We start from the raw sequence: 25,478 nt of genomic DNA on the forward strand, positions 1-25,478 counted from the left end.
AGCGTGACGTTGATGTCTTTCGATTGGGATGTTGCTCATGTTACGGCAGTCCGGGCCACCCGGCAACACCCGATCTCACACCGTCTGGGCAATGAAGGCCGTAATCTCCTCCATCAGCGCGGCGTAGTCCTTGCCGTAGACGGTCTGCGCGGCGTCGACCGCGGGGGTGCCCTCGCGCGCGGTCATCCCGAAGAACTCGGCGAACGCGTCGACCCCGTAGGTCTCGATCATGTAGTGCACGCCGAGGAACCCGCAGCCGTACTTGCCCGAGCCCGCGAGGGTGTCGTCGTCCTCGTCCGGCGGGAGGATGTCGGTGGCGCAGCCGCCCTGGTCGACGTAGTCGCGCACGTCCCACATGCGGTCGTAGTCCTCAAGGGCCCGGTCGCCGTGGTCGATGTACTCGGCGACGCCCTCGACCATCCACCAGGTGTCGTCGGCGTACCGCTCGGACGGCGCGGCCCACAGGGTCACGGCGTGGCCGAGCTCGTGGCGGATCACCGAGGTGAGGCCCTCGCCCCAGCCGGTGCGGTCGACGCCCATGACGGTGGCGTACGTGGACGGCTGGCGCTCGCCGTCGTTGGTGCCGTTGAGCGGCAGGGCGAAGCCGAGGACGTCCTCGGAGTCCCACATGCCGCCGAACCAGGTGTCGAACTCCTCGTCGGAGGCGATGTAGATGACGTACCGGTCGGGCTTCTCCCAGTACGCCCACTGGTCGGCGTTCTCGGCCGCGGCCTCGGAGATCTGGAGCGCCTCGTCGAGACGGGCCTCCATCGAGGCGGGGACGGCGGTGACGGTGCGCTCGCCGACCGCGGCGACGAGGTCGGTGACCTCCCACGGGTGGGGGCCCTGGCCGAACTCGGAGTTCTGGACCTCGATCATGCGCATGCCGTCGTCGTCGGCGCGCCAGCGCGTGTCGAAGACGATGTCGGCGGCCTTGCAGGTCTCGGCGGGCTCGACGAAGCAGTAGGAGAGGGCGATGGAGATGTCGTAGAGAGGGACGGCGCCGGAGGCGTCCTCGATGGGGCCGGACGCGATCTGGTAATCGAAGCGGGAGACCTGCATGGAGGTGAGCGACTCGTACCGGCCGGTCATCTGGGTGTGCAGGGTCGGGTCGTAGCCGGCGAGCCAGCCGTCGATGCTGCCGTTGAGGAGCGACTCGGACTGGGCGTCGAGGACGAGTTGGGCCTGTTCGCGCAGGTAGGCGAGGATCTCGGACGCGGAGGCGTCGGGGCCGGGGCTGGGGACGGTGCCTTCGCCGGGTTCGACGGCGAGGCCGTCGATGGTGCCGGTGGGGTCGTCGGCGAAGCCGGGGCGCCAGCCGTTGACGAGGGCGCCGGCGAAGACCGAGGAGGCGACGAGGGCGACGACGACGAGGAGGGTGGCGAGGCGGTTGCGCTTGGGTTCGGGGCGGGGCGCGTAGTAGCCGGCGGGGCCGCCGGGCCAGGGGGGCATGGCGCTGACGGGGATCGGGCCGGGCCCGATGCCGGGCGGTACCTGGCCGGGGTGGGCGCCGTAGCCGGGCGGGGGGCCGGGGGGCGGCATGTGGCCGGGGGGCACGGCTCCGGGCGGGACGGCGCCGGGGGGCATCATGCCGGGGATCGCCATGTCGACCGGGAGCGCGGAGGGCGGCTGCGTGGGTTCGATCATGGGGGGCATGGGTGCGGCCTGGGGGATCCCGAGGTCGCCTTCGGCCTGCGGCAGGACGGGGCGCGGCGCGTCGGAGGCGCTGCGCTGTCCGGGCACGAGCGGCGCGGGCCCGGGCGGGTTCGCCGCCGGGGGTTGTGCGGCGGGCTGCTCGGGGGAGGCCGGGGGGAAGTCCTCGGGGGCTTGAGTCACGTTCGCAACTGTAGTCGCCGTTCGCTAGTCGCGCGAGCCGCGAATGCGGGGCGTGCGCTGGGCGTCCACGGGTCGCGGCGCAGCTCACCCGGGCCGGGGCGGGGTCGGCCGCCGCGGCCCGGATGGGAATCCTCTAAGACTTGGTCCACAGTGAGCGCAGGAACACGGCGAGGTTCGCGGGGCGCTCGGCCATGCGGCGCATGAGGTACCCGTACCACTGGTCGCCGTAGGGGACGTAGACGCGCATCCGGTAGCCCTCGGAGGCGAGGCGCAGCTGCTCGGAGGAGCGGATGCCGTAGAGCATCTGGAACTCGAAGGAGTCCTTGTCGCGGTCGTACCAGCGGGCGCGGTCGATGCCGATCTCGATGAGGCGCGGGTCGTGGGTGGCGAGCATCGGGTAGCCGTCGCCGGCCATGAGGGCGTTGATGCACCGCACGTAGGAGCGGTCGACGTCGAGGCTGCGCTGGTAGGCGACGGACTCGGGCTCCTTGTAGGCGCCCTTGCAGAGGCGGATGCGGGAGTCGGCGACGGCGTGGGCCTTGCAGTCGTCCTCGGTGCGGCGCAGGTACGCCTGGAGGACGGCGCCGGTGAGGTGGAACTCGCCGCGGAGGCGCTGCACGATCTCCAGGGTGGAGTCGGTGACCGTGTGGTCCTCCATGTCGACGGTGACGGTGGTCCCGGCGTCGGCGGCGGCGGTGCAGATCTCGCGGGCGCGGTCGTAGGCGAGTTCGGCGTCGAGGCGCTGGCCGAGGGCGGAGAGCTTGACGGAGACCTCGGCGGCCTTGGAGAGCCCTTCGCCCTTGAGGGCGGCGAGGAGGCTGAGGTACTCGTCGCGGGTGGCGTCGGCCTGCTCGACGACGACGGTGTCCTCGCCGAGGTAGTCGAGGGTCACGAGGAGCCCGTCGGCGGCGAGCGCGCGGGTGGTGGCGACCGCCTCGGCCGTCGTCTCGCCCGCGACGTAGCGGCGCACGAGCGACCGGGACACGGGCGCGGTGCCGACGAGGCGCTCGATCTTCGAGGACCTGGCGGCGGCGAGGATGACAGAACGCATCATGTGTGCAGCGTAGCCTCCCGTTATGCGGGATCAGGTCACGGTGCCATAACACGTGTGCCGCAACATTGGAAACCAAGCCCTGGAAGGGAAGGAACGCTCCTCTTCCAAGGCTCAGTCTCGGTGCGGCCTCGGTTCGCAGTGGCCTCGCGCGGCCCCGGATCAGACCTGCGCGTAGGGCCGCTCCGCTTCGGCGGGGTCGGAGCCCAGGTCAGGGGCGGGGTCGGTGACGGGGAGGGCCTCGAAGTCGCTCACGTCCATTGCGCGCGTCACTTCCAGGCCGGGGCGGCGGCGGGCGAGCGTCCACCCGAAGGGGACGGCCGCGGTGTCGGCGACGACGACGCGGCGCACCCCGTCGAGGCGCAGCGGCTCCAGGCGGCGCAGGGCGATCCGGCGCAGGCTGTGGCCGCGCACGGCCTGGTAGCCGCGCCAGAAGAACCACTTGCGGATCTTGCGGACGGCCTTGACGTGGACGCGGCCGAGTCTCCTGCCGGCGCCGCCGACGGGGCCGGGGGCGTTCCCGAGGCGGCGGAAGAGGCCGCCGGGGGCGCGCTCGACGAGCATCGTGTACGTCCACACGAACGGCTGCCGGTTCTCGCGGTCGCCGATGGAGAGGACCTCGGCGCGCGGGTCGAAGCGCGGCGCCTGCTTCCAGCCCTGCCCGTCGGCGACGAGCACGGTGACGGGCACGCCGCGCGAGAGCAGGTGGTCGAGGTAGGAGTTGACGCGCTGCACGGCGGCCTTCCTGAAGGCCACCACCAGGACGCGGTCGGGGGTCGTCACGGTCGTGCCGCCTTCCGGGCGACGAGCTCGCGCGCCCACTGCTCGAACGGGGCGAGCGCCGCCTCCCTGGTGAAGGAGCGGGCGTACTCGCGGGCGCGGGCCGCGAGGTCGGCGTCGCCCTTGCGGGCGGCGTCCCCGGCCTCGGCCATCGACGCGGCCACGTCGGCGGGGTCGAGGCTCGCGGGCTCGAACCACAGCGGGTAGTCGCGGAGGAGCTCCTCGGCGGCGCAGCCCTTCTCGTGGACCGAGACGATCGGCTTGCCGGTCGCCATGTACTCGAAGACCTTCCCGGTGGTGACGTACTTGGAGCCGCCGTTGAGGAACACGAGGACGTCGCTGGCGGCGTACGCGGTGCCGATCTCCGACTTGGGGACCGGGCCGCGGTAGGCGACGCCGGGCCGCTCGCGGTCGAGGCCCAGTTCGGCGCGGAGCTTCATCTCCTGGGAGGAGAAGAACCCGATGTGGCCGTACAGGTCCAGGCCCGCGCCGGGGTGGGCGCCGGACTCGGCCATGATCCGGTGGCCCTCCAGGAGCGACTCGATCGGCTGCACGTGGGTGAGCGTCCCGATGAACGCGAACGACAGCGGCCGGGCCTCGTCCGGGACCGACGCGATGGACTCGGCGTCCATGATGTCGGGGTCCCAGCCGTTGAGGACGACCTGCATGCGGTCGGCCGCGAACGGGTACTTGGCGGCGTGCCAGGCCCGCATCGCGTCGTTGACGTGGACCGTCGCGCTCGCGGTGCGGTGGATGGCGTCCTCCCACTTCCAGGCGGCGTGCCCGGGCGGGAACTTGTCGGAGTTGTCGAACTGGTTGAGCGTCCACGAGTCGCGGTAGTCGATGACGAACGGGACCTTGGTGCGCCGCTCCAGCTCCCATGCGGCCCAGAACGACGCGAACGGGTTCCCGGTGGCGATCACCAGGTCGAAGGGGCGCTCGCGGTGGAGGCGGCGGCCGGTCTTGACGGCGCTCTCGGCCCACGTGACGTAGTGCTCGGGGAAGGTCCGGTCCAGGCGCTTCTGGTACCGCTTCTGGGCGAGGACGGGGAAGTTCCCGCGCCAGAAGGAGTAGTCGCGCAGGTCGTTCTCCCACGCGAAGAAGTCCATCTCGGGCTGGAGGACCTCCACTCGCGGGTCGATCGTCTCCACGAGGGCCTCGTCCACGGAGCGGACGATGTCGTAGAAGAACTTGTCGGGGGCGCGCAGCACCGTGACGTCCCAGCCCTGCTCCGCGAAGTGGTTCGCGGTGGCGCGGGCGCGGAAGACGCCGCTGGCGCGCGAGGGCGGGAAGTAGTACGCCAGGTACAGCAGGCGCGGGCGTTCAGCGGCCACGTGCGGCCTCCGCTCGGGGCTCGAAGGAGAAGGTGGTGACGAGCTCGGGGCGCTCGTCGAGGAGCCGCGGCAGCCAGTCGACGCCCAGCTCCACGGCCTGCGGCTCGTGGAGGACCAGCCAGTCGAACTCCGCCTCCGCGACGGCGGCGGCCACGGCGGTGCGCCGGTGCGCCTCGCGCAGCCGCTTCGTCTCGGGCCAGCGGCGGCGCTTGAGCGGGCCGAGGACGGTGCGCCGCCACCAGCGCGACAGCCCGTCCGCGGGCCCGCGCAGCGGCCCCCGGCCGACCACCCGCAGGGCCCCCAGGGGGATCTTGCGCAGGAACAGCGCCGTGGCCTTCGGTTCGGGGGCGCTGATCCGGCTCGACCCGGTCCAGCGGACCTGGACCCGCGGGTCGATCGGGGTGGCGTCCCACTCGGGGGACTCCTCCGCGATGACGCTCACGGCGTGCCCGGCGTCGGCGGCGGCGCGCGACTCGGCCGCGAGGGCCTGGCGCCACGCGCTCTTGGGTGCTACGAACACGATCCTCATCGGCGGCCTTCCCGGTCCCAGACCTCGAAGTGGCGGGCGGCCACGGTCTCGTAGGAGTACTTGGCGCGCAGGTGCTCCCGCGCGGCGTCCACGTCGGTCTTCTCCGGGTGCCGCTCGCGCAGCTCCAGGTACGCGGCCACGAGCACGTCGGGGTCGTCGTCCACGTCGTACAGCTGCCCGGCCTCCGACTCGATGCCGCGCAGCACCTGGTCGGAGCCGCCGCAGCGGCTCACCAGGACCGGCGTGCCCGCCGCGAGGGCCTCGACCACGACGACGCCGAACGTCTCGTGGCGGCTGGTGTGGACGAACAGGTCGTGCGAGGCCATGAGGCCCGGGACCTCCGCGGGGTCCACCGAGCCGAGGAACTCCACGGCGTCGGCCACTCCGAGGTCCTCCGCGAGGGACTCCAGGACCGGGCGCAGCTTCCCGTCCCCGGCGAGCGTGAGCCGGAGCCCGGGGTCGGCTTCGCGGCAGCGCCGGAACGCCTCCAGCAGGTAGTCGATCCGCTTGCGCTCGTTCAGGGCCGCCACCGACAGCCAGCGGCGCAGCGCCCGCGGGGCCTCGGCGCGGGCGGTCCCGAAGTCGATCGGGTTCGCGATGTACTCCAGCTTGTCCGCGAACCGCGGAAACGTGGCCGCGATCAGGTCGTGCAGCGGCTCGCCGACGACGAAGAACCCGTCCGCGCGCTCCAGGATCCGCTCGTACCGGGCGCGGGCCGCGGGCTGCTCCAGCAGCTCCGCGAGGAACGAGGAGTGCTCGGTCATGTAGACGCGCGCGTCCGGCCGGGCGTTCTCCAGGGCCGCCCAGCCGCCGGTGACCGGCACGTGCGCGTGGACGATCGGCGCGTCGAGCGGCCGCCCGCCGAGGAACGTCCGCAGCCACCGCGATGAAGCGTCCGAGTGCGTGATCCACGCCGTGTCCCGCGGCGTCAGCGTCGGGACCCGGTGCAGGACCGCGCCGCCCGCGGTCGCCAGCGGCGCGTCCGCGCGCGCCAGCAGCCGGGCGTGCAGGTCCAGGACCTCGGGGTCCGCGTCCAGGGGGGCGCCGGCGGCGCCGACCGGCCAGCTCTTCAGGTGGTACACGTCCAGTTCCGCGCACCCCCCGGAGACGGCCTCCACCTGGGCCCTGACGAAGGCCCCCGCGTAGGTCACCTGCGGGTCCGGGTACCAGGGCGTCACCACGGCGACGTGCCGGTCTGCGTTCACAGTCTCGGGTGTTCCTCTCCTACGTGGCGGCGCCGAGGAGGCGCCCGTACAGGTCGGTGAGCCGCTTCGCCTGGGCGTCCCAGGTCCACTCGCCGAGGGGGACGCGCTCGGCGTACGCCTTGCGGTACGTCTCCGGGTCGTCGAGGACGGCCCGCACGGCGCGCGTGAAGTCGGCGGTGTCCTCGGCGGTGAAGACCTCCCCCTGGCCGGTGCGGTGCACCAGCCCCGACATGGTCTTCACGTCCGAGACGACCACGGGGATGCGCGCGTGCGAGTACTCGAAGAACTTCGTGATGAGGGAGATCTCGTGGTTCCCCCAGTGGTGGATGGGGATCACGCCCAGGTCGGCCTCGGAGAGGAACGGGACCACCTGGCGGTGCGGCACGTATTCGAGGACGTGGACGCGGTCGGCGACGCCGAGCTCCGCGGCCCGCTCCTGCGTCCGCTTGACGTACCGCCACTGCGGGTACGACACGATGAGCGCCGCGTGGACGCCCGGCAGGTCCGGGAGTGCCTCCACGAGGATGTGCAGGCCGCGCTGTTCAAGGGGCGCGCCGGAGTAGACCATGAGCGGGACGCCCGGTCCGATCCCGCACCGCTCGCGCAGGCCCGGCACCGGCTGCTCCACGCTCCCGGACGTGTCCGGGACGTTCATGACGACCTCGGGCAGCTCCGCGAGGCCGTGCCGGTCGCGGAGCATCTCGGCGAGCAGCTCCGAGACCGTGACCACCGCGTCGGCGTACGGCGCGAACTCGCGCTCGTGCCCGAGCTGCGCGTCCTTCCACCACGGGTGGCTCTTCCACGACTTCATGCCCGGCAGGAACTCGTGCGCGTCCCACACCAGCTTCACGTCCCGGCCCGCGGCCTCCGCGCGCAGCTTCGCGCGGGCCCCGACGCCGAGCATCTGGAAGTCGTTGGCGTGGATCAGGTCCGGGCGCAGCTCGTCCACCACCGGACCGAACGACAGCTCCAGGTCCCACAGGGCCGGGTCCAGGCGCCGCCACGCCCGGTCCCCCATCGTCGCCTTCCAGAACCCCGCGGCCAGGCGGTCGGCGCCGCCCTTCGCCGCGGCCCGGTCCGCCTCCAGCTTCCGGGTCGCCTTGCGGCGCAGGCCCGTCCAGCCCCAGAACGCCCGGTACGCGGCCTCGCGCGGCGCCAGCGCCAGCGGCGAGGACCCCTGCGCGCGGGCGGTGTCCAGATCGGTGCGCCACGCCCGCGCCTGCCGCTGCCGGTACGCGGCGAGCGGCCCGGGCGGGTACGCGAGCGGGGAGCGGAGCCAGCCGCGGCGCATCTCGTGGCGGCGGCGGTCGAACACGCGGTTGACGGGGACGAGGCGCACCGTCGCCTCCCCGAGCGTCCACTCCTCCGCCTTGCCGGACGGCGACGCGCCGAGCAGGACGACCTCGTAGCCCGCCGCGGCGGCCGACTCGGCCTCCTTCTGCACGCGCGAGTCGCCGGTGACGCCGTTCTGGACCAGCATCACGATCCGCCGGGGGTGCTCAGCCATCGTTCCTCCGTGTTCAACGTACGCCCGCCGGGCAAACTGGGGGTCCCGGCGCGCACATCGTACGAAACGAACTGCTTCACCTGGCGTTTCCCTAAACTTGGGCGTTTGTACCCGGCCCATTCGGCCGCCGTTCGGGGGGCCGCGCCGCGCCGGACACCGTCCCCGCGGACCCGCAGGTCCGTACGCTAGCGTTGGACGGCCGCCCGCCTCTCGGTGCGCGAACACAGCAGCGGCGCCCACCCCCCCGAACCGACTCCGAGGAGACCAGTGAGCAATCCCCGGCCGCGCATCGTCATGCTGGTGCACAACAACGTCAAAGGCGACTCCCGCGTACAGAAGCAGGCGCGGTCCGTCGCCGCCCTCGGATGGGACGTGACGCTCCTGGGCGTCTCCGCGGGGCGCCGCCGCTTCACCGGCGACCTCGGCGGCGCGAAGGTCGAGCTGATCCCCCTCGAGCCGGGCCTGCACCAGCGCCCCCACGAGCTGCGCACCAGCTTCCCCCGCGACCCCCTCGCCTACGGCAACGCCCTCAAGGCCCGCTGGAAGGACCAGCACCTCCAGGCCCGCCGCGCCGACCTCGGCGCCGCCAAGGCCGAGTACAAGCTGTACGGCCACCGCCTCCCCGCGCCCCGCCGCGCCCTCGCCTGGACCACGCTCCAGGCCCGCCGCGTCGGCTTCAAGCTCGACGCGAAGTGGACGAAGCTGCGCGTCAGGCACACCGACGCGCTCCTGGAGCGGCGCCTGCTCGGCACCGCGCCCTTCGACATGGCGATCACGAAGTTCTGGATCAAGACCATGGGCGACCGCGCCTGGCGGCGCCTCGACCCCGACCTGTGGCGCTACGAGCTCGCGTTCGGCAAGGTCATCGACAAGCTCGAACCGGACGTCATCCACGCCAACGACTTCCCCGTCCTCGGCGTCGGCGCCCGCGCGAAGCTCCGCGCCCTCGCCAAGGGCCGCAATGTGAAGCTCGTGTGGGACGCCCACGAGTACCTCGCCGGGATCAAGCCGTGGCGGCCCCACCCGCGCTGGCACCCCGCGCAGCTCGCGCACCAGGCCGAGTACGCGCCGTACGCCGACGCCGTCGTGACCGTCTCCGCCGAGCTCGGCGAGCTCCTCGTGCGCGACTTCCACTTGAGCGAGCCGCCCGCGGTGGTCCTCAACGCCCCCGGCGACCCGGCGCGGGCCGGGCACGAGCACGAGTTCGCGGTCGTCGACGTGAAGGGCCGCCCGGGGTGGCCCGCCGCCGAGTCCGACGCCGCTGCCGAGGTGCCGAGCCTGCGCGGGCGCTGCGGCATCGGCCACGACGTGCCGCTCATGGTCTACTCCGGCGCGGGCGCCCCGCAGCGGGGCCTCGACACGATGGTCGAGGCGCTCCCGGATCTGCCGGGCGTGCACGCGGCGTTCATCGTGCCCAAGCCCGAGGGCCAGTACGCGATGTCGCTCCTGGCCCGCGCCGCCGAGCTCGGCGCCGCCGACCGGGTCCACCTCCTGCCGTACGTCGAGCACTACCAGGTCGTGGAGCACCTCGCCGAGGCCGACTTCGGGGTCATCCCGATCCACCACTGGCCCAACCACGAGATCGCGCTCATCACGAAGTTCTTCGAGTACGCGCACGCGCGGCTGCCGATCGTCGTCTCCGACGTCGAGGCCATGGGGAACACGGTCCGCGCCACCGGGCAGGGCGAGGTGTTCACCGCCGAGGACACCGCGGACTTCACGCGCGCCGCGCGGGCCGTCCTCGCCGACCCGGGCCGCTACCGCAAGGCGTACGACGGGCCCGTGGACCTGGACGCGTGGACGTGGGAGCGGCAGGCCGAGGTCCTCGCGGGGGTCTACCGGCGCCTGCTCGGGTCCTGACGGCCCGTCCGTAGAATCGGCCCCGTCCCCGGCGGCCGCCAGCGGCCGAACCAGTACGCGAGGAAAGCAGCAGATGTCTTACAGGGTCCAGGAAACCGCGCAGGTCCACGAGTCCGCGAAGGTCGGCGACGGCAGCTCCGTGTGGGAGCTCGCCCAGATCCGCGAGCACGCCGAGCTCGGCGTCAACTGCGTGATCGGGCGCGGCGCCTACATCGGCACCGGCGTGCGCATCGGCGACAACGTGAAGATCCAGAACTACGCGCTCGTGTACGAGCCCGCGCGCCTCGCCGACGGCGTGTTCGTCGGCCCCGCCGCGGTGTTCACCAACGACCACAACCCGCGCGCGGTCGCCGTCGACGGGTCGCTCAAGAGCGCCCACGACTGGGAGGCCGTGGGCGTGGACGTCGCCGAGGGCGCCTCCATCGGGGCGCGCGCGGTCTGCGTCGCGCCCGTGCGCATCGGCCGCTGGTCCATGGTCGCCGCCGGCGCGGTCGTCACCAAGGACGTGCCGGACTTCGCGCTCGTCATGGGCGTGCCCGCGCGCCGGGCCGGGTGGGTCGGGCGCACCGGGGAGCGCCTCCGGGACCTCGGCGACGGCGCGTGGGAGGACCCGAAGAACGGGGACCGCTTCCGCGAGGCCGACGGGGTGCTCGCGGAGGACGCGGGCGCGTGAAGGTCCTCAGCATCGTCGGCGCCCGGCCGCAGCTGGTGAAGCTCGGCGCGGTCGCCGCCGCGTTCGCGGGCACCGGGCACCGGCACGTCGTCGTCCACACCGGCCAGCACTACGACCCGGGCCTGTCCGACGTGTTCTTCCGCGAGTTCGGCATCCCCGAACCGGACTACCACCTCGGCATCGGCTCGGGCGGCCACGGCGCCCAGACCGGCGCGATGCTCGCCGCGATCGACCCGGTCGTCGCCGCCGAGCGGCCCGACTGGGTCCTCGTCTACGGCGACACGAACTCCACGATCGCCGGTGCCCTCGCCGCCGTGAAGCTGCACGTCAAGGTCGCGCACCTGGAGGCGGGCCTGCGCTCGTTCAACCGGCGCATGCCCGAGGAGCACAACCGGGTCCTCACCGACCACTGCGCGGACCTGCTGCTGGCGCCCACCGAGGAGGCCATGCGGCACCTCGCCGCCGAGGGCCTCGCCGACCGCGCCGTGAACGTCGGGGACGTCATGGTCGACGTGTGCCTGCGCACCAGGGACGCCGTCCTCGCCGAGGGCCTGCGGCCCGCGCTGCCCGCCGGGGTCGACGCCGACGCGCCGTTCCTCGTCGCGACCCTGCACCGGGCCGAGAACACCGACGACCCGGAGCTGCTCGCCGCGCTCGTCGGCGCGCTCGCCGACCTGCCGGTGCCCGTGGCGCTCCTGGCGCACCCGCGCCTGCGCGCCAAGGCCGACGGGTTCGGGATCAAGCTGGACCAGGGCGCGCTCGCCGTCGGCGACCCGCTCCCGTACCGGGACCTCGTGGCCGCCGTCCTCGCGTCCTCGGGCGTCGTCACCGACTCCGGGGGCCTCCAGAAGGAGGCGTACCTGCTGGGCCGCGCCTGCACGACGCTGCGCACCGAGACCGAGTGGGTCGAGACCCTCGAAGGCGGCTGGAACGTCCTCGCGCCCCGGCCCGACCGGCTCCCGGCCGCCGAGTGGCACGCGACCGCGACCCGCCCGGCTCCCGCCGTGCGCCTCGCCGACCCGTACGGGGACGGCAGGGCGGGCGAGGCGGTCGTGCGGACCCTGGCGTCGCGCCTCGGCTGAGCCTCAGCTCTCCAGGAAGGGCCGCAGCGTCTCCGCGGCGGCCCTGCCGTCATGCATGCGGCGCGCGAACCGCAGCGACTCCGCGCCGATCGCGCGGGCCCGGTCGCGGTCCTCGCACAGCGACACGACGACCTCTTCGAGGGTCGGGACGGTGGCGTGGACGACCGGCGGCTCCTCCCCCATGCGCTCGGCCGTGGCCTCGTGGAGGTACGCGAGCGCGGGCCTCCCCGCGGCCATGGCCTCGACCGCGACGGTCGAGTAGCAGCCCAGGGCGATCTGGTCCACGACCAGGTCGGCGCCGCGCACGAGGTCGCGCATCTCCTTGGGCGGCAGGCCCTCCACGAGGCGGAACTCGATCTTCCCGGCCGCGTCGAGGCGCTCCAGGACCGGCAGGATCTCGTCGCTGCCCTTGGTCCACCGCTTCGACGGCGCGTGGAGCACGACCGGGCGGGCCCGCTCCATCACCGGCAGGTCGGAGTACCAGCGGTCGACGTCCACGGTGAGCGGCACCCAGGTCGCCTCCGGCAGGTCGTCGAGCAGGTCCAGTGTGGTGACGAACAGCGGGAGGCCCGACTCGCGGGCGACCTCGCGGTTGCGCGGCGCGGTGGTGCGCAGCCGCTCCAGGACGTCCTCGGGGGCGTTGCGGTACGCGGAGTGCTCGTGGCGGGCGAGGTGCCCGTCGGGGTCGCGGACGTCGCTGCCGTGGAACAGCAGCGCGGTGCGGACCCCGGCGCGCCGGAGCGAGGGCAGGTCGCCGAGGACGTCCCTGCCGCTGCGGCGCCCGAGCACGGGTCCGGCCCAGTCCGACAGGACGTGCGTGTACCCGCCGAGGACCTGCGCGGCCCGGCCGCGCTGGAACTCCGGGTCGTCGAGCTTCGCGGGCGCGAAGTGCTCGTCGGCCGGGTAGTCGAACACGCCGCGCGAGTCGAGCGCGACGACCTCGACGCCGGTGTCCGGGTAGTGCCAGGCCACGGCCTTCGCGAGGGCCGAGAGCTGCCCGGCGCTGTTGACCGGGCCCAGGCCCAGCCGCACGGCGTCGTCGGGCGAGATCCGCGGCCACGGCGTGGCCGAGCCGATGCGCGCGCGGGCGCGGGCGTGGCGGACCCGGTCGGGGTCGGCGAGGAGCTGCTTGACGGCGGCGGCCACGGACGCCGGGTCGTCGGCGCGCGCGGTCTGCCCGACCCGGCGGGCCTCGCAGAACCGCTCGGCCGCGGGGGTCGCGGGGAGCACGGCGGGGACGCCCGCGTCGAGCGCGAGCGCCAGGTGCGGGGGCAGGACCTCCTCGCGGCCGGGGCCGGGGAGGACCACGGCGGCGGCGGTGGACAGGAACGCGGCGACCGGGCCGGTCGGGACGACCGCGTCGGCGAACGCCGCGGTGCGGTCGGGGTCGGTGCAGACGACGACGGTGCGCGCCTCGGTGAGCGAGGCGAGGCCGCGGACGGCGGTCGCGGTCCACTCGTCGTCCGGCCCGCCGTCGAGGACGGCGACCACGGGCGTCTCCGCGTCCGCGCCGGAGCGCTCGCGCAGCACGTCGCGGGCGGCCGGGGGCGCCGCGGCGCGGCTCGGGGCCGGGCCCAGGAGCTCCTCGTAGACCGCGGTGTACTGGCGGGCCTGGTGCTCCCACGAGTACTCGGCGAGCAGCGCCGGGTCGCGGTAGGCGCGGCGGTACCGGTCCTTGCCCGCGACGACCTTGCGGATCGCCTCGGCGAGGCTCGCGGCGTCGCCGGAGGCGAACACCTCGCCGTTGCCGAGGCGGCGGACCTCGGCCGACATGGTCGCCACGTCGGAGACGATGAGCGGCAGGCGCGCGTGGCTGTACTCGAAGAACTTGTTCGGCAGCGCGATCTCGTGGTTGACCGGCCCGGTCTGCATCGGGTGGATGCCCATGTCGGCGGTGGACAGGAACCGCGGCAGGTCGGAGTAGTGGACGTAGCCGCGGAAGTGGACGCGCCCGGCCATGCCGTACTGCTTCGCGAGCGCCTTGAGCGACTGCACGTACGGGTTCTTGTGGCGGCTGACGATGAGCGCGAGGTGCAGTTCGGGGACCGCGCGGGCGGCCTCGATGATGACCTCGATCTGCCGCTCGGGCGAGGCCCACCCGGAGTAGACGGCCAGCGGGACGTCGTCGGGGATGCCGCAGGAGGTGCGGATGTCGCCGGGGTCGGGGCGGGTCGCGTCCGGGGCGAGCGGGGCGTTGAGGACCACCGACGGCTCGCGGTCGAGGCCGTGGCGCTCCTGGAGGAGCTTCGCGAGCGGGCGGGAGACGGTCACGACGGCGTCGGCGCCGGGCAGGTACCGGCGCTCGTAGCGGGTGAGCGCTTCGAGCCGGTCGGGGCCGAGGGCGTCGAAGCCGGGCACGTACTCATGCGCGTCGTAGACGATCTTCACGTCGCTGCCCTTGGCCTTCATGCGGGCGGCGGCGCGCACGCAGATACCGAGCGGGTACGGGTCGTGGGCGTGCATGAGGTCGGGTTTGAGCTTGAGGATCCTCATGCGGAGTGCGAGTTCGATGCGGGTCGCGTTCAGGTCCAGGCGCTTCCAGGCGCGGTCGCCGAGGAGCGTCGTCCACCAGCGCCGCTCCAGGCGTTCGAGGTCGCCCTCCTCGATGCCGGTGAACTGGACGCGCTTCTCGGTGGACGCGGCGCGGCGCTCCAGCCACTTGCGCTCGACCTTCCGGCCGAGGCGGCGGACCTTCCGCGGGGTGCGCAGGATGCCGTCGTCGCGGCTGCGGGACCGCTCCCGGTCGTCCGCTTCGAGGTCGATGCGGGCGGCGCGGACGCGGTGCGGCACCTCTTCGGCGCGCTCGGCGTCCGCGTAGGCGAGGGGGAACCGGAGCCGGGCGACGCGTTCGCGCAGCCCGGGCGGCTCGGCGAGGTCGGGCAGGGGGCAGCGGTGGACCGTGTAGTCGCCCTGGCGGTACCGCTCCTCCTTGCCCGAGACGGAGAACCCGACGAGATGGACGTCCCAGCCGTCCTCGGCCATGGACTGCGCGGCCTTCTGGACCCGCGAGTCGCCGTCGATCCGGTTGGCGACCACCATCACGACACGGGGAGGACGGGTCTGGGGCTCCATGCTCGGGCGGGTCCTTCCAGGCGCTCGGCCTAACTGCCGAGGACGATGTGGCGCCGACCTTCCCATGCGTCGGGGTCGGTGACGCGGCGGCCGTCGAGGAGGACCGTCACCCCGGGCAGGTCGGAGGGGGTCAGACCACGGTACTCGTCGTGGTCGGCCTGGACGACGGCGGCCGTCACCTCTTCGCCCCTATGGGCGGGGAGTCCCTCGGATTCGAGTTCCGCGGGCGTGTACATCGGGTCGGACACGTACGGCACGGCGCCGTGCTCGCGCAGCGACTCCACGAGCGGGAACACGCCGGAGAACGCGGTCTCCTTGACGCCGCCGCGGTAGGCCGCGCCGAGGACGAGGACGCCTCGCCCGGTGAGGTCGCCGCACGCGGCCGCGAGCACGTCGACCGAGTAGGACGGCATGGCGCGGTTGGCGGCGCGGGCGGCGCGCACGACCGTGGCCTCGGGGTCGTTCCACAGGTACATCTGCGGGTAGATCGGGATGCAGTGGCCGCCGACGGCGATGCCGGGGCGGTGGATGTGGCTGTACGGCTGCGAGTTGCAGGCTTCGATGACCTTCATGACGTCGAGGCCCTGCTTGTCGGCGAACCGCGCGAACTGGTTCGCGAGGCCGATGTTGACGTCGCGGTAGGTGGTCTCGGCGAGCTTCGCCATCTCGGACGCCTCGGCGGTGCCGAGGTCCCACACGCCGTTGGGCCGGGGCAGGTCCGGGCGCTCGTCGAAGTCGAGGACGTCCTCGTAGAACGCGACGCCCGCGGCGGTCGAGGCCGCGTCGACGCCGCCGACGAGCTTCGGGTAGCGGCGCAGGTCGGCGAAGACCCGGCCGGTGAGGACCCGCTCGGGGCTGAACACGAGGTGGAAGTCCGAACCGACGGTGAGGCCCGAACCGGCCTCCAGCATCGGGCCGAAGCGGTCGCGGGTGGTGCCCACGGGCAGGGTCGTCTCGTAGGACACGAGCGTGCCGGGCTTGAGGCCCTTGGCGACGGCCTCGGTGGCGGCGTCCATCCACCCGAAGTCGGGGACGCCCTCGGCGTCCACGAACAGCGGGACGACGACCACGACGGCGTCGGCTTCGGCGACGGCGGCGGTCGTGTCGGCGGTCGCGCGCAGGCGGCCCGCGGCCACGTTCTCCTTGAGCAGCTCGGCGAGCCGGTGCTCGCCCGGGAAGGGCTCGACCCCGTCGTTGACGGACTGGACGGTCCGGGCGTTGACGTCGGCGCCGACGACCCGGTGCCCCTTCGAGGCGAACTGGACCGCCAGCGGCAGTCCGATCTTCCCCAGAGCGACCACACAGATGTTCATGGGTTCTCTTTCTGACGAGTTGCGTTGAAGCTATAGCTACGCAGCCGAGAATGAACGGCACCCGAACGCCGGGGGACGTGTCGATGACGGCTCAGCGCACCGATGGTGCACGGGGCCGTTCCGGGGCCGTCCGATTCACCTGTCGGACAGGAAGCCGAGCAGCCGGGAGGCCCCGTGCCGGGTCGCACGCTGGCGGACCTTCACGACGGTGCTCCGCTTCCGGCCCCACTCTACAGAGACCCCGCGGAGCTCCCCCTCCCGCCGGACGTACCCCTGGGGGGCCTTCAGCGGCAGGTCGTACACGTGCGCGCCGAGGCGCACGGAGGCGCGCAGCGCCCACTTGCCGACCTCGCCGGCGAGCGCTTCGAGCGGCAGGCGGGCCGTGACGACGGTGGCGGTCCCGTCGGGGCCGGTCTCGGCCGCGGCGGCGGTCTCCCGCTCGGGGAAGTCGGCGACGGCCGCGGCGGGCTCGGGCTCGGCGCCGTCGGGGAGGCGGACCGCCCCGACCCGCACGGCGTCCGCGTCCAGGCCCTCGACGGGCAGGAAGCACGAGTATTCGAGGTGGAAGTCGCTGCGGCGCACGCCGGTCCACACCAGGTAGCGGGGTTCGACGCCGCGCGCGAACGCCTCGGTGAGGGGTTCCCCGTCGGCGGCGAACCACTCGTCGGGGAGGTCGGCGGCGGTGCGGAACCCGGGGTAGCGGGCGTAGAGGCGCCCGTCCTCGGCGAGGTAGCGGGGGGCGGTCTGGGCGAGGGCGGCTTCGAGGAGTTCGAGGTCGCGGTGCTGGGCGAGGGACACGCGGACGCGCAGGGCCACGGGCAGTCCCGCGCGGAGGCCCTCGGTGAGGTGCGCGTCGGCGAAGTCGGCGGCGGCCCGCCAGGCCTCGGCGCGCGCGAACGCGTCGAGGGCCAGGAACCGGGGGTCGAGGGCGGCGGCGATCTCGCGGGTGAAGACCCCGGAGAGGAGCGCGGCGCGGGGTTCGGGGTCGAGGTCTTCTGCGGCTTCGGCGAGGCGCTCGGCGGCCGCGACGTGGTCGAGGGGCGATCCGGTGGGGGCCGTGCGGGGGGCGTCGTCCTCGCAGACGGCGACCGCGGCGGCCTTCGCGAGGGCCCGCAGCGCGAACAGCTCGGCGGCGGCGGGGCCGTCGGGGTAGTCGAGGCCGTCGAGGAGGTCCCGGCGGTAGAGGCGCGCGGCCCCGAGGGCGGCGAGCGCGGCGGTCCCCGCCGCGCCGCCGAGGTCCGCGGGCGCGCCGCACAGCAGCACGTCGGCGTCCCCGGCGGCGGACAGGAGCCGTTCCAGCCGTTCGGGTGCGGGCGTTTCGGCGTGGTCGACGAAGACCACGTAGCGCCCGCGGGCCGCCGCGAGGGCGGCGGCGCGGGAGGCCCCGCCGGTGGCGGCGGCGCGGACGACGCGGACCAGGCCCGGGTGCTTCTCGGCGAACCGGTCGAGGTCCTCGGCGTCCCCGTCGCCGGCCGCACCTTCGAGGACCGCGACGACTTCGAGGCGGCCGGGGGCGAGGGTCTGCGCGGCGAGCGCCGCCAGGCAGTCCAGGCTCCCTCGGTGCACCGTCACCGCGGTGAGGTCCGGCGGGGCGTCGGTCATGCGGACGGGGCCAGGGAGACGGTCTCGCCCGTGGCGGCGGAGTGGAGGATCGACTCGGAGACGGCCACGGTGGCGGCGCCCATGCGCAGGTCGACGATGTCGTTCGACTTGCCGAGGATCGCGTCGCGGAACTGCTCGTGCTCGACCAGGAGCGGTTCGCGCTTGCGGATCGCGTACCGGATCATGTCGCCCTCGGAGACGCCGCGGAAGTTGCTCAGGGCCTCCCACTCGTTGGCCTCGATGCCGTTCGCGTAGAACGTCAGGTCGGCGGTGAGCGTGTCGGCGATGAAGCAGCCGCGGTCGCCGGTGACGACGGTGGTGCGCTCCTTGAAGGGGCTGAGCCAGTTCACGGAGTGGTTCGCGATGACGCCGTTCTCCAGGACGCCGACCGCGGAGACCATGTCCTCGTGGGGGCGGCCGGAGCGGGAGACGGTGCGCGCGGAGACCGACGTGTACCGCTGCCCGGTGACGAACCCGGTGAGGTCGATGTCGTGGGTGGCGAGGTCCTTGACGACGCCGACGTCGGCGATGCGGCCGGGGAACGGGCCCTGGCGGCGGGTGACGACCTGGAGGATCTCGCCCAGCTCGCCCGCGGAGAGCCGCTCGCGCAGGCTCGCGATCGCCGGGTTGAACCGCTCGATGTGGCCGACGGCGCCGACGAGGCCCTTGGCCTCGAACGCGTCCGCGAGGCGGGTCGACGCCTCGGCGGTGTGCGCGAGGGGCTTCTCGATGAGCGCGTGGACGCCCGCGTCGGCGAGCGCGAGGCCGATCGGCTCGTGGTGCACCGTGGGGCAGGCGACGACGGCGTAGTCGAGGCCCAGTTCGATGAGCTGCTCGACGGTCTCGACGAGGCGGACCCCGGACGGGAGCGAGGAGGCGGCGGCGACCGGGTCGGCCACGGCCACGAGCTCGACGCCTTCGAGGGCGTGGAGGACGCGGGCGTGGTTGCGGCCCATGGCGCCGAGGCCGATGAGGCCCGCGCGCAGCTGGGTGTCGGTCATGGCTCAGACCTCCAGGGCGTTGACGGCGTCGACGATGCGGTCGAGCTGGTCGTCGGTGAGCGACGGGTGGACGGGGATCGAGAGGACCTCGGCCGCGGCCTTGTCGGTCTCGGGGAGCTCGACGTCCATGTGCTTGAACGGGATCAGCTTGTGGATCGGCGTCGGGTAGTACACGGCAGAGCCGACGCCCGCGGCCTTGAGCTGCTCCAGGGCGCCGTCGCGGTCGCCCTCGACGCGCACGGTGTACTGGTGGTAGATGTGGCGCGCGCCCGCGGCGACCGGCGGGGTCGTCACGGTCTTGATCGCGGCGTCGAAGCGCGCGGCGTTGGAGCGGCGCTTCTCGGTCCACTGCTCCAGGCTGCGGAGCTGGACGCGGCCGATCGCGGCGGCGACGTCGGTCATGCGCATGTTCGCGCCGACGATCTCGTTGGCGTACCGCTGCTCCATGCCCTGGTTGCGCAGGAGGCGGAGGGTGCGCGCGAACTGGGCGTCGTCGGTGGAGACCATGCCGCCTTCGAGCGAGTGCATGTTCTTCGTCGGGTAGAAGGAGAACGTGCCGCCGATGCCGAAGGACCCGACGGGCTTGCCGTTCACCTGGGCGCCGTGCGCCTGGCAGGCGTCTTCGAGGATCGCCAGGTTGTGGCGCTCGGCGATCTGGACGAGGCGGGTCATGTCCGCGGGGTGCCCGTACAGGTGCACCGGCATGATCGCGACGGTCTTGGGGCCGACGAGGGCCTCGACGTGCGCGGGGTCGATGCAGAACGAGCCGGGCTCGATGTCGGCGAACACGGGGTCGGCGCCGACGAGGCGGACCGCGTTCGCGGAGGCCGCGAAGGAGAACGACGGGACGATGACCTCGTCGCCGGGGCCGACGCCCATGGCCATGAGCGCGAGCTGGAGGGCGGAGGTGCCGGAGTTGACCGCGACGCAGTGCGCGGTGCCGGAGACGGCGGTGAACTCCTCCTCGAACGCCGCGACCTCGGGCCCCTGCACGACCATGCCGCTGCGCAGCACCGCTACCGCGGCTTCGATCTCTTCCTCGCCGATGTGCGGCTTGGCGGGGGGGATGAACCCCTGGTTGTCCGTTGGCACTGGGCCCCCTGTACTGGTGGATCGGTGATGGTGGATGCGCGGCCGGGGTGCGGACGCGTGACGATGGTACCGACGCGCCGGGCCGCGGCTGCCGCCACGTCGCGCGCGCTATGGCGCCGCCGTCCGGACCCTTCAGGTCTTCTCGTAGGGCGAGGGGAACGGGAAGTAGTGGTCGAGGAAGCGGCGGACCATCGTGCTGATGGCCTGTTCCCGCTCGGGCGGGGTGTCGACGTCGTTGAGGCAGAAGTACTCGGCGTCGCGGCCCTCGGCGAGCTCCGCGAGCTGCTTCGGGGCGTCGCGGTGGCCGATATCGACGTAGTGGAGCTTGGAGGCGCCGGGGACGGCCCGGCCGGTGAGCATCGAGTAGTGGTGGAGCATCCCCACGAACTCGATGTCGGCGGGGTCGCGGAAGCGCGAGCGGGCCGTGGCGCCGACGGCGGGCGCGTACCGGCCGGCCATCTCGGCGGCGGCTTCGCGCAGCTGCGGGTGCGGCAGGTGCTTGAACTTGCTCACGGTCTGGCGCCCGAAGTCGGCTTCGAGCAGCGCCCGCACGTTGCGGCCCGCGGAATTCGGCGCGGAGTCCTCGGCGCGGGCGGCGCCGACGCCGATCTGGAGCGGCGAGAACGGCAGCTGCGCGACCCCGGAGGCGTGGAAGAACTTCTCGGCGCGGCTGGGCACGCCGAAGAACACGTCGTCGTTCATGACCAGGTAGTGGTCGGCGAGCCCGGGGATGCGGTGCAGCTGCGTGGCGATGGCGTGCGAGGAGAACACGGGGAGCGCCGAGGGGTCGGCGAAGATGTCCGCGTGGTCCACGACCTTGACGTTCGGGGCGTCGGTGTCGAGCCAGGCCGGGACCTGCCCGGCGGTCACCAGGTACACGTTGCGGATGAACGGCGCGAACGTGTGGAGCGAGCGCAGCGAGTACTTCAGCTCGTCGCGGCTGACGTACCTGGACGCGCCCGTCAGGTGCGTGTGGTCGGCGGCGCCACCGCCGAGGTAGCGGGCGCGCTGCGCGGCCCACTCGGGGTCGGAGCCGTCGACCCACATGTAGACGGCGTCCACGGGGAAGTCCACGTCGTCGGCGAGGCGGTGCGTGAACGCCCGGTACGTGGGGTGCTTGTGGTCGCCGACGTCGGTGCTCGCCGGGACCAGCTCCTCGGCGGGCAGCACGTCCGAGACGCGGTTGGGCCGCGGTGCGACCAGGCCGCCCGCGAGCATCGCGGCCGGGACCTGGACCTTCAGGCGGGCGTTGCGCCGCTCGAAGTCCGGTTCGGCGGCGAAGTCGTCCCCGTCGCGCCAGAACTCCACGTCGCAGCCGTAGTCCAGGCCCGACAGGACCTGGCCCTGCGGGCCGAGCGTGAACCGGCCGAAGCGGATGACCTGCGCGAACTTGACGGCCTTCGGCAGGGCCCCTTCGGCGTAGAGGGCCACGGACTGGTTCGCGGCGCTGATCTTCGCGGCGTACACCTCGGTGTCGCCGTAGCGCCCGCGCATCGCGTCGAGCAGGGTCTTCTTGTCCGCGCGGCGCACGCCCACGGCGTGGCGCAGGTGCGACCTGGCGGGGACGAGGAAGTACGGGACGCCTGCGGCGTCGGCGGCGTCGGTGACGATCCGCAGGTTCGCCTCCGCGGCGTCCGCGGCCGTGAAGTCGGCGGCGAGGCGCCCGGCGACCTGGTGCCCGTCGAGGCGGAACGCCCGCATCCCCGAGTCGGCGGCGACCAGCGCGTCCACCCGGCGGCGGCCCGCGCGGCGGCGGCGCCGCTCCTGGACCCGCTCGCGCAGCCCGGCGGGGAGCACCAGCCCGGCCAGGTGCCGTACGGCGGCACCGGGGCTCCGCTGCTGACCGGGCATGCATCCTCCTTCGGGATTCGCACGAAATGAGGGTCCGTGCGAGGTTGATAATACCGCGGCAACGCGCAGGCAATATCCGGTGAACGTACAGGAAAGAGACGGCTCGGACCCCGCATACGGTTGCGCCCCGGGCGCTGTGATGCTCGTCAGGCTCCCGAGCCGAGCGCGTCGCGCGCGAACTTCAGCGACTCGTGCAGGTCGTCGGCCCGGCGGGACCGGTTGCCGCTCTTGCGCGTCGACACCTCGACGGTGATCGACCCGTCCCAGCCGGCCTTCCCCAGCGACCCCAGCAGCTCCCCGCACGGCTGCGTCCCGCGGCCGGGCACGAGGTGCTGGTCCGCGCCAGGCGCGGTCCCATCGCACAGGTGGATGTGCCTGAGGCCCTTGCCCATCCGCTCGGCCATCGCGAGCGCGTCGGCCCCGGAGGCCGCGCAGTGCGACAGGTCGAGGGTGTACGAGTCGTACCCGTGCCGGGTCGGGTCCCAGTGCGGCCGGTACGGCACCAGGTTCCGCTTGCCGACCTTGAGCGGGAACATGTTCTCCACCGCGATCGTCACCCCCGGGTACCGGGCCTTCAGCCCGTCGAGGACCGTCGAGAACTTCGCCGCGTACTCCCGCTGCCACGAGAACGGCGGGTGGATCACCACCGTGGGCGAGTCGAGGTACTCCGCGGCCTGCACCGACCGGCGCAGCCGCGTCCACGGGTCGGCGCTCCACACCCGCTGCGTCACGAGCAGGCACGGGGCGTGGACGGCGCCGATCTTGACGCCGTAGTGCTTCGCGAGGCTGGCCGCGGCCGACGGGTCCTGGGAGACCCGGTCGGTGAAGACCATCAGCTCGACCCCGTCGTAGCCGAGCTCGGCGGCGAGCTCGAACCCCACCGCGGTGGGCTCGGGGTACACGGACGTGGTCGACAGCAGAACCGGGACGGACTGGGTCACGCCCACCAGGGTACGCCGTGCCCGAAACACCTTGACGGCTTCGTGGTCAGCGCGGCGTGAACCGGTCCTGAACGTGCAGTGCAGGTACCGTTGGAGGATGACCGACGAGGTGCCCGCGGGCTTCGACCGCGAGTGGGTCGAGTTCTTCGACCCCGCTGACTCCGACACGATGGTCCGCGCGGACCTGACCTGGCTCCTGTCCCGCTGGGGCTGCATCTTCGGGAAGCACCCCGACCAGGGGGGCTGTCCCGGGATCGAGGCGAAGCAGCCCGCCGACGGGTGCTGCCTCCACGGCGCGTTCTACACCGACGAGGCCGACATCCGCCGCACCAGGGAGATCGTCAAGAAGCTCACGCCCGAGACCTGGCAGCTCCACCGCAAGTGGAAGCACACCATCGTCGACGACACCCTGGAGAACGACGAGGGCGAAGAAGAACCCGCGAAGAAGACCGCCGTCGTGGACGGCGCCTGCGTCTTCCACAACCGCGAGGGCTTCCCCGCGGGCGCCGGGTGCGCCCTCCACCAGCAGGCGATGCGCGACGGCGTCCACCCCATGGAGTACAAGCCCGAGGTGTGCTGGCAGCTGCCCGTCAAGCGCGACTTCAAGACCGAGCACCGCGCCGACGGCACCGACGTGTCCGTCACCCTCATCACCGAGTTCGACCGCGCCTCCTGGGGCCCCGGCGGCCACGACTTCGACTGGTGGTGCACGAGCTCGCCGCTCGCCCACACCGCCGTCGAGCCCGTCTACCTCTCCTACGCGGTGGAGCTGACCGAGCTGCTCGGCGCCGCCGCCTACGAGAAGCTCGCGGACCTGTGCGACGAGCGCGACCGCCGCGGCCTCGTCGCCCCGCACCCCGCGACCGCCGCCAACGGCCCGACCCCGCTGCCCCCGCCGGTGCGGCTCGTCCCCAGCCCCGCCGAACGCGCGCGCTAGACACGGAAGAAGCCCGGCGGGTCACCGCCGGGCTTCCCCTTTGCCTTCTTAAGACCGCTTCTCCCAAGGCGACGGGAACGGGAACATCCGCTCCAGGAACCCGCGCACGAGCGCGTCGATCCGCGCCGCGTTGCCCTCGTTCGTGTCCACGTCGTTGAGGCAGAACGTGTCCGTGCCCCGGTCCGCCTCCAGGTCCGCGAGCCGCTCGGGCGCGCCCGGCGCCGTCACGTCGATGTACTGGAGCCGGAACGCCCCCGGCACGGCCTTCCCGGTGAACAGCGCGTAGTGGTGGTGCAGCGCCGTCGCGAAGTTGATGTTGTCGGGCGCGCGGAACCGCGACGCCGTCGTCGTGCGCACCTCGTCCGCGTACCGCTCCTCCAGTTCCTCCGCGAGGGTCCGGATCTGCGGGTGCGGCACGTGCTTGAACTTCGAGGCGATGAACCGGTCGAAGTCCGCCTCCAGCAGCGCCCGCACGTTCTTCCCCGCCGAGCTCGGCGCGGCCTCCTCGGCCTGCGGGCGGCCCAGGCCGATCTGCGCGGGCGAGAACGGCAGCCGGATGATCCCGTTGGCGTGGAAGAAGTTCGACGCCGTCGAGGGGCGCCGGAAGAACGTGTCGTCGTTGAGCACCAGGTACCGGTCCGACAGGTCCGGGATGCGGTGCAGCTGCGCCTCGATGGCCTGCGAGTTGAACACCGGGAGCACCGACGGGTCCGCGAAGATCTCCGAGTGGTCCACGATCCGCACGCCCTCGGCCTCCGGGTCGAGCCAGTGCGGGGTCTGCCCGGCGGTCACGATGTACACGTTCCTGATGTACGGCGCGAACGCGTGCAGCGAGCGCAGCGAGTACTTCAGCTCGTCGCGGCTGACGAAGTTCGAGGCGGCGCTGGCGATCTTGGAGACGCCCTCGCCGAGGTACTCGGCGCGCTTGGCGGCCCACACGGGGTCGTCGCCGTCGACCCACATGTAGACGGCGTCCACGGGGAAGTCGACTTCGTCGACGAGCTTGCGGTTGAACGGCTCGAACGTGTCGAACTTGCGCTCGCCGACGACGCGGTGCGCGGGGACGCGGGCCTCGGCGGGCAGCACGTCGGCGACCTCGTTGGCGCGCGGGGCGACCCAGGCCCCGGCGAACATCGCCGGGGGGATGCGGACCTTGAGCTTCTCCTGGCGCGCCAGGAACTTCGGGTCGTTGGCGAGCGCGTCGGCCTCGTCCCAGAACTCGACGTCGCAGCCGAGTTCGAGCCCGGACAGGAGCTGGCCCTGGGGGCCGAGGAGCAGGCGCCCGAAGCGCAGGACCTTCGCGTTGGCGACGCGGCTCGGCAGGTCGCCCGCGAACGGGAACGGGCCCGCCGCGAACTCGTTGGAGACCCCGCCCTCGGGGCGGCCCACGTAGTACTCGGTGGTCCCGAGGCGGGCGCGCATCGCGGCGAGGAACGCGGCGCGGTCGCCGCCGCGGATGCCGACGACGTGGCGCAGGTGGGTCTTGCCGCGGACGAGGAAGTACCCGATCCCGGCGGCCTCGGCCGCGCCGACGACGTCGATGAGGTGCGCTTCGGCCGCGTCGGCGCCGGTGAAGGCGTCCACGACGCGCCCGACCATCGGCAGGCCGTCGGCCTGGACGGCGCGCAGGCCGGGGTCGGCGGCGAGGAGCCGGTCCTGGCTGCGGGCGGCCGCGCGGGCCTCCCGTCTGCCGCGCGATCCCGTCTTCAGCGACCGGCGGAGCACGCGCAGCCGCTCCCACAGCGGCGCGGGGACCGCGCGCTTGACAAGCCCTTTCACCGAACCGGCTACCACAGTTCTCCGTCCGATCGT

19 protein-coding genes are annotated in these 25,478 nt (G+C 73.3%); 4 read left to right on the plus strand and 15 right to left on the minus strand.

Annotation, left to right across the window (positions count from 1 at the left end):
- Positions 1-75: 75 nt before the first annotated feature.
- The 7 genes from AB0A65_RS02620 to AB0A65_RS02650 all read right to left on the minus strand — a co-directional run bounded on the left by AB0A65_RS02620 (position 76) and on the right by AB0A65_RS02650 (position 8,242).
- Complete coding sequence (locus AB0A65_RS02620) at positions 76-1,836, minus strand: hypothetical protein (protein ID WP_359945059.1); 1,761 nt, start codon at positions 1,834-1,836, stop codon at positions 76-78.
- A 133-nt stretch (positions 1,837-1,969) separates the two neighbouring features.
- Complete coding sequence (locus AB0A65_RS02625; protein WP_359945062.1) at positions 1,970-2,890, minus strand: proline dehydrogenase family protein; 921 nt, start codon at positions 2,888-2,890, stop codon at positions 1,970-1,972.
- A 159-nt stretch (positions 2,891-3,049) separates the two neighbouring features.
- Positions 3,050-3,670, minus strand: coding sequence for a hypothetical protein (locus AB0A65_RS02630; protein WP_359945065.1), 621 nt, complete (start codon positions 3,668-3,670; stop codon positions 3,050-3,052).
- On the minus strand, positions 3,667-5,001 hold the full coding sequence (locus AB0A65_RS02635; RefSeq protein WP_359945067.1) for a glycosyltransferase: 1,335 nt from the start codon (positions 4,999-5,001) through the stop codon (positions 3,667-3,669). Before AB0A65_RS02635 ends, AB0A65_RS02630 begins: the two co-directional genes overlap by 4 nt.
- A complete protein-coding gene (locus AB0A65_RS02640) occupies positions 4,991-5,521 on the minus strand; it encodes a hypothetical protein (RefSeq protein ID WP_359945070.1) in 531 nt (176 codons plus the stop codon). Before AB0A65_RS02640 ends, AB0A65_RS02635 begins: the two co-directional genes overlap by 11 nt.
- A gap of 5 nt (positions 5,522-5,526) precedes the next feature.
- The gene (locus AB0A65_RS02645) at positions 5,527-6,735 is read right to left on the minus strand and encodes a glycosyltransferase (protein ID WP_359945073.1); all 1,209 of its coding nucleotides are present in this window, start codon (positions 6,733-6,735) and stop codon (positions 5,527-5,529) included.
- A gap of 19 nt (positions 6,736-6,754) precedes the next feature.
- The gene (locus tag AB0A65_RS02650; RefSeq protein ID WP_359945076.1) at positions 6,755-8,242 is read right to left on the minus strand and encodes a glycosyltransferase family 4 protein; all 1,488 of its coding nucleotides are present in this window, start codon (positions 8,240-8,242) and stop codon (positions 6,755-6,757) included.
- Between the two features lie 267 nt (positions 8,243-8,509).
- Here AB0A65_RS02650 and AB0A65_RS02655 point away from each other — a divergent pair, with 267 nt between their 5' ends.
- From AB0A65_RS02655 to wecB, 3 genes are all read left to right on the plus strand, one after another.
- A complete protein-coding gene (locus AB0A65_RS02655; RefSeq protein ID WP_359945079.1) occupies positions 8,510-10,102 on the plus strand; it encodes a glycosyltransferase family 4 protein in 1,593 nt (530 codons plus the stop codon).
- Between the two features lie 73 nt (positions 10,103-10,175).
- Positions 10,176-10,775 carry an acyltransferase gene (locus tag AB0A65_RS02660; RefSeq protein ID WP_359945081.1) on the plus strand — a complete coding sequence of 200 codons (600 nt, stop codon included), beginning with the start codon at positions 10,176-10,178 and terminating at the stop codon, positions 10,773-10,775.
- Positions 10,772-11,857: a UDP-N-acetylglucosamine 2-epimerase (non-hydrolyzing) gene (gene wecB, locus AB0A65_RS02665; protein WP_359945084.1), complete on the plus strand. Its 1,086-nt coding sequence runs from the start codon at positions 10,772-10,774 to the stop codon at positions 11,855-11,857. Before AB0A65_RS02660 ends, wecB begins: the two co-directional genes overlap by 4 nt.
- Before the next feature lie 3 nt (positions 11,858-11,860).
- Here wecB and AB0A65_RS02670 read toward each other — a convergent pair whose 3' ends face one another.
- From AB0A65_RS02670 to AB0A65_RS02700, 7 genes are all read right to left on the minus strand, one after another.
- Positions 11,861-14,929 (minus strand): glycosyltransferase, encoded by a 3,069-nt coding sequence (locus AB0A65_RS02670; protein ID WP_359945087.1) that lies wholly within the window; start codon positions 14,927-14,929, stop codon positions 11,861-11,863.
- 29 nt (positions 14,930-14,958) lie between these two features.
- Positions 14,959-16,242, minus strand: coding sequence for a nucleotide sugar dehydrogenase (locus AB0A65_RS02675; RefSeq protein WP_359945090.1), 1,284 nt, complete (start codon positions 16,240-16,242; stop codon positions 14,959-14,961).
- Between the two features lie 135 nt (positions 16,243-16,377).
- Positions 16,378-17,844 (minus strand): glycosyltransferase, encoded by a 1,467-nt coding sequence (locus AB0A65_RS02680; protein ID WP_359945093.1) that lies wholly within the window; start codon positions 17,842-17,844, stop codon positions 16,378-16,380.
- Positions 17,841-18,845 carry a Gfo/Idh/MocA family oxidoreductase gene (locus AB0A65_RS02685; protein ID WP_359945096.1) on the minus strand — a complete coding sequence of 335 codons (1,005 nt, stop codon included), beginning with the start codon at positions 18,843-18,845 and terminating at the stop codon, positions 17,841-17,843. The genes AB0A65_RS02680 and AB0A65_RS02685 overlap by 4 nt, the downstream gene beginning before the upstream one ends.
- A 3-nt stretch (positions 18,846-18,848) precedes the next feature.
- A complete protein-coding gene (locus AB0A65_RS02690; RefSeq protein WP_359945099.1) occupies positions 18,849-19,937 on the minus strand; it encodes a DegT/DnrJ/EryC1/StrS family aminotransferase in 1,089 nt (362 codons plus the stop codon).
- Positions 19,938-20,069: 132 nt separating this feature from the next.
- Positions 20,070-21,788 (minus strand): stealth family protein, encoded by a 1,719-nt coding sequence (locus AB0A65_RS02695; RefSeq protein ID WP_359945102.1) that lies wholly within the window; start codon positions 21,786-21,788, stop codon positions 20,070-20,072.
- 146 nt (positions 21,789-21,934) lie between these two features.
- Entirely contained in the window at positions 21,935-22,729 is a 795-nt protein-coding gene (locus tag AB0A65_RS02700; RefSeq protein ID WP_359945105.1) for a sugar phosphate isomerase/epimerase, read from the minus strand.
- A 97-nt stretch (positions 22,730-22,826) separates the two neighbouring features.
- Between AB0A65_RS02700 and AB0A65_RS02705 the strand changes: the two genes are divergently transcribed.
- Positions 22,827-23,666, plus strand: coding sequence for a hypothetical protein (locus AB0A65_RS02705; RefSeq protein WP_359945108.1), 840 nt, complete (start codon positions 22,827-22,829; stop codon positions 23,664-23,666).
- A 48-nt stretch (positions 23,667-23,714) separates the two neighbouring features.
- On the opposite strand, the gene AB0A65_RS02710 is transcribed toward AB0A65_RS02705, so the two are convergent.
- Entirely contained in the window at positions 23,715-25,445 is a 1,731-nt protein-coding gene (locus tag AB0A65_RS02710; protein WP_359945111.1) for a stealth family protein, read from the minus strand.
- Positions 25,446-25,478: the final 33 nt, after the last annotated feature.

Origin of the sequence: Glycomyces sp. NPDC047010 (assembly GCF_040644205.1) — a bacterium.
GTDB lineage: Bacteria > Actinomycetota > Actinomycetes > Mycobacteriales > Micromonosporaceae > Glycomyces.

What these genes read in the sequence shown, in the direction of transcription:
- AB0A65_RS02680 (WP_359945093.1), bottom strand. Translation starts at nt 17,844, where the DNA reads ATGACCGACGCCCCGCCGGACCTCACCGCGGTGACGGTGCACCGAGGG.
- AB0A65_RS02670 (WP_359945087.1), bottom strand. Translation starts at nt 14,929, where the DNA reads ATGGAGCCCCAGACCCGTCCTCCCCGTGTCGTGATGGTGGTCGCCAAC.
- AB0A65_RS02675 (WP_359945090.1), bottom strand. Translation starts at nt 16,242, where the DNA reads ATGAACATCTGTGTGGTCGCTCTGGGGAAGATCGGACTGCCGCTGGCG.
- AB0A65_RS02625 (WP_359945062.1), bottom strand. Translation starts at nt 2,890, where the DNA reads ATGATGCGTTCTGTCATCCTCGCCGCCGCCAGGTCCTCGAAGATCGAG.
- AB0A65_RS02695 (WP_359945102.1), bottom strand. Translation starts at nt 21,788, where the DNA reads ATGCCCGGTCAGCAGCGGAGCCCCGGTGCCGCCGTACGGCACCTGGCC.
- AB0A65_RS02705 (WP_359945108.1), top strand. Translation starts at nt 22,827, where the DNA reads ATGACCGACGAGGTGCCCGCGGGCTTCGACCGCGAGTGGGTCGAGTTC.
- AB0A65_RS02660 (WP_359945081.1), top strand. Translation starts at nt 10,176, where the DNA reads ATGTCTTACAGGGTCCAGGAAACCGCGCAGGTCCACGAGTCCGCGAAG.
- AB0A65_RS02650 (WP_359945076.1), bottom strand. Translation starts at nt 8,242, where the DNA reads ATGGCTGAGCACCCCCGGCGGATCGTGATGCTGGTCCAGAACGGCGTC.
- AB0A65_RS02685 (WP_359945096.1), bottom strand. Translation starts at nt 18,845, where the DNA reads ATGACCGACACCCAGCTGCGCGCGGGCCTCATCGGCCTCGGCGCCATG.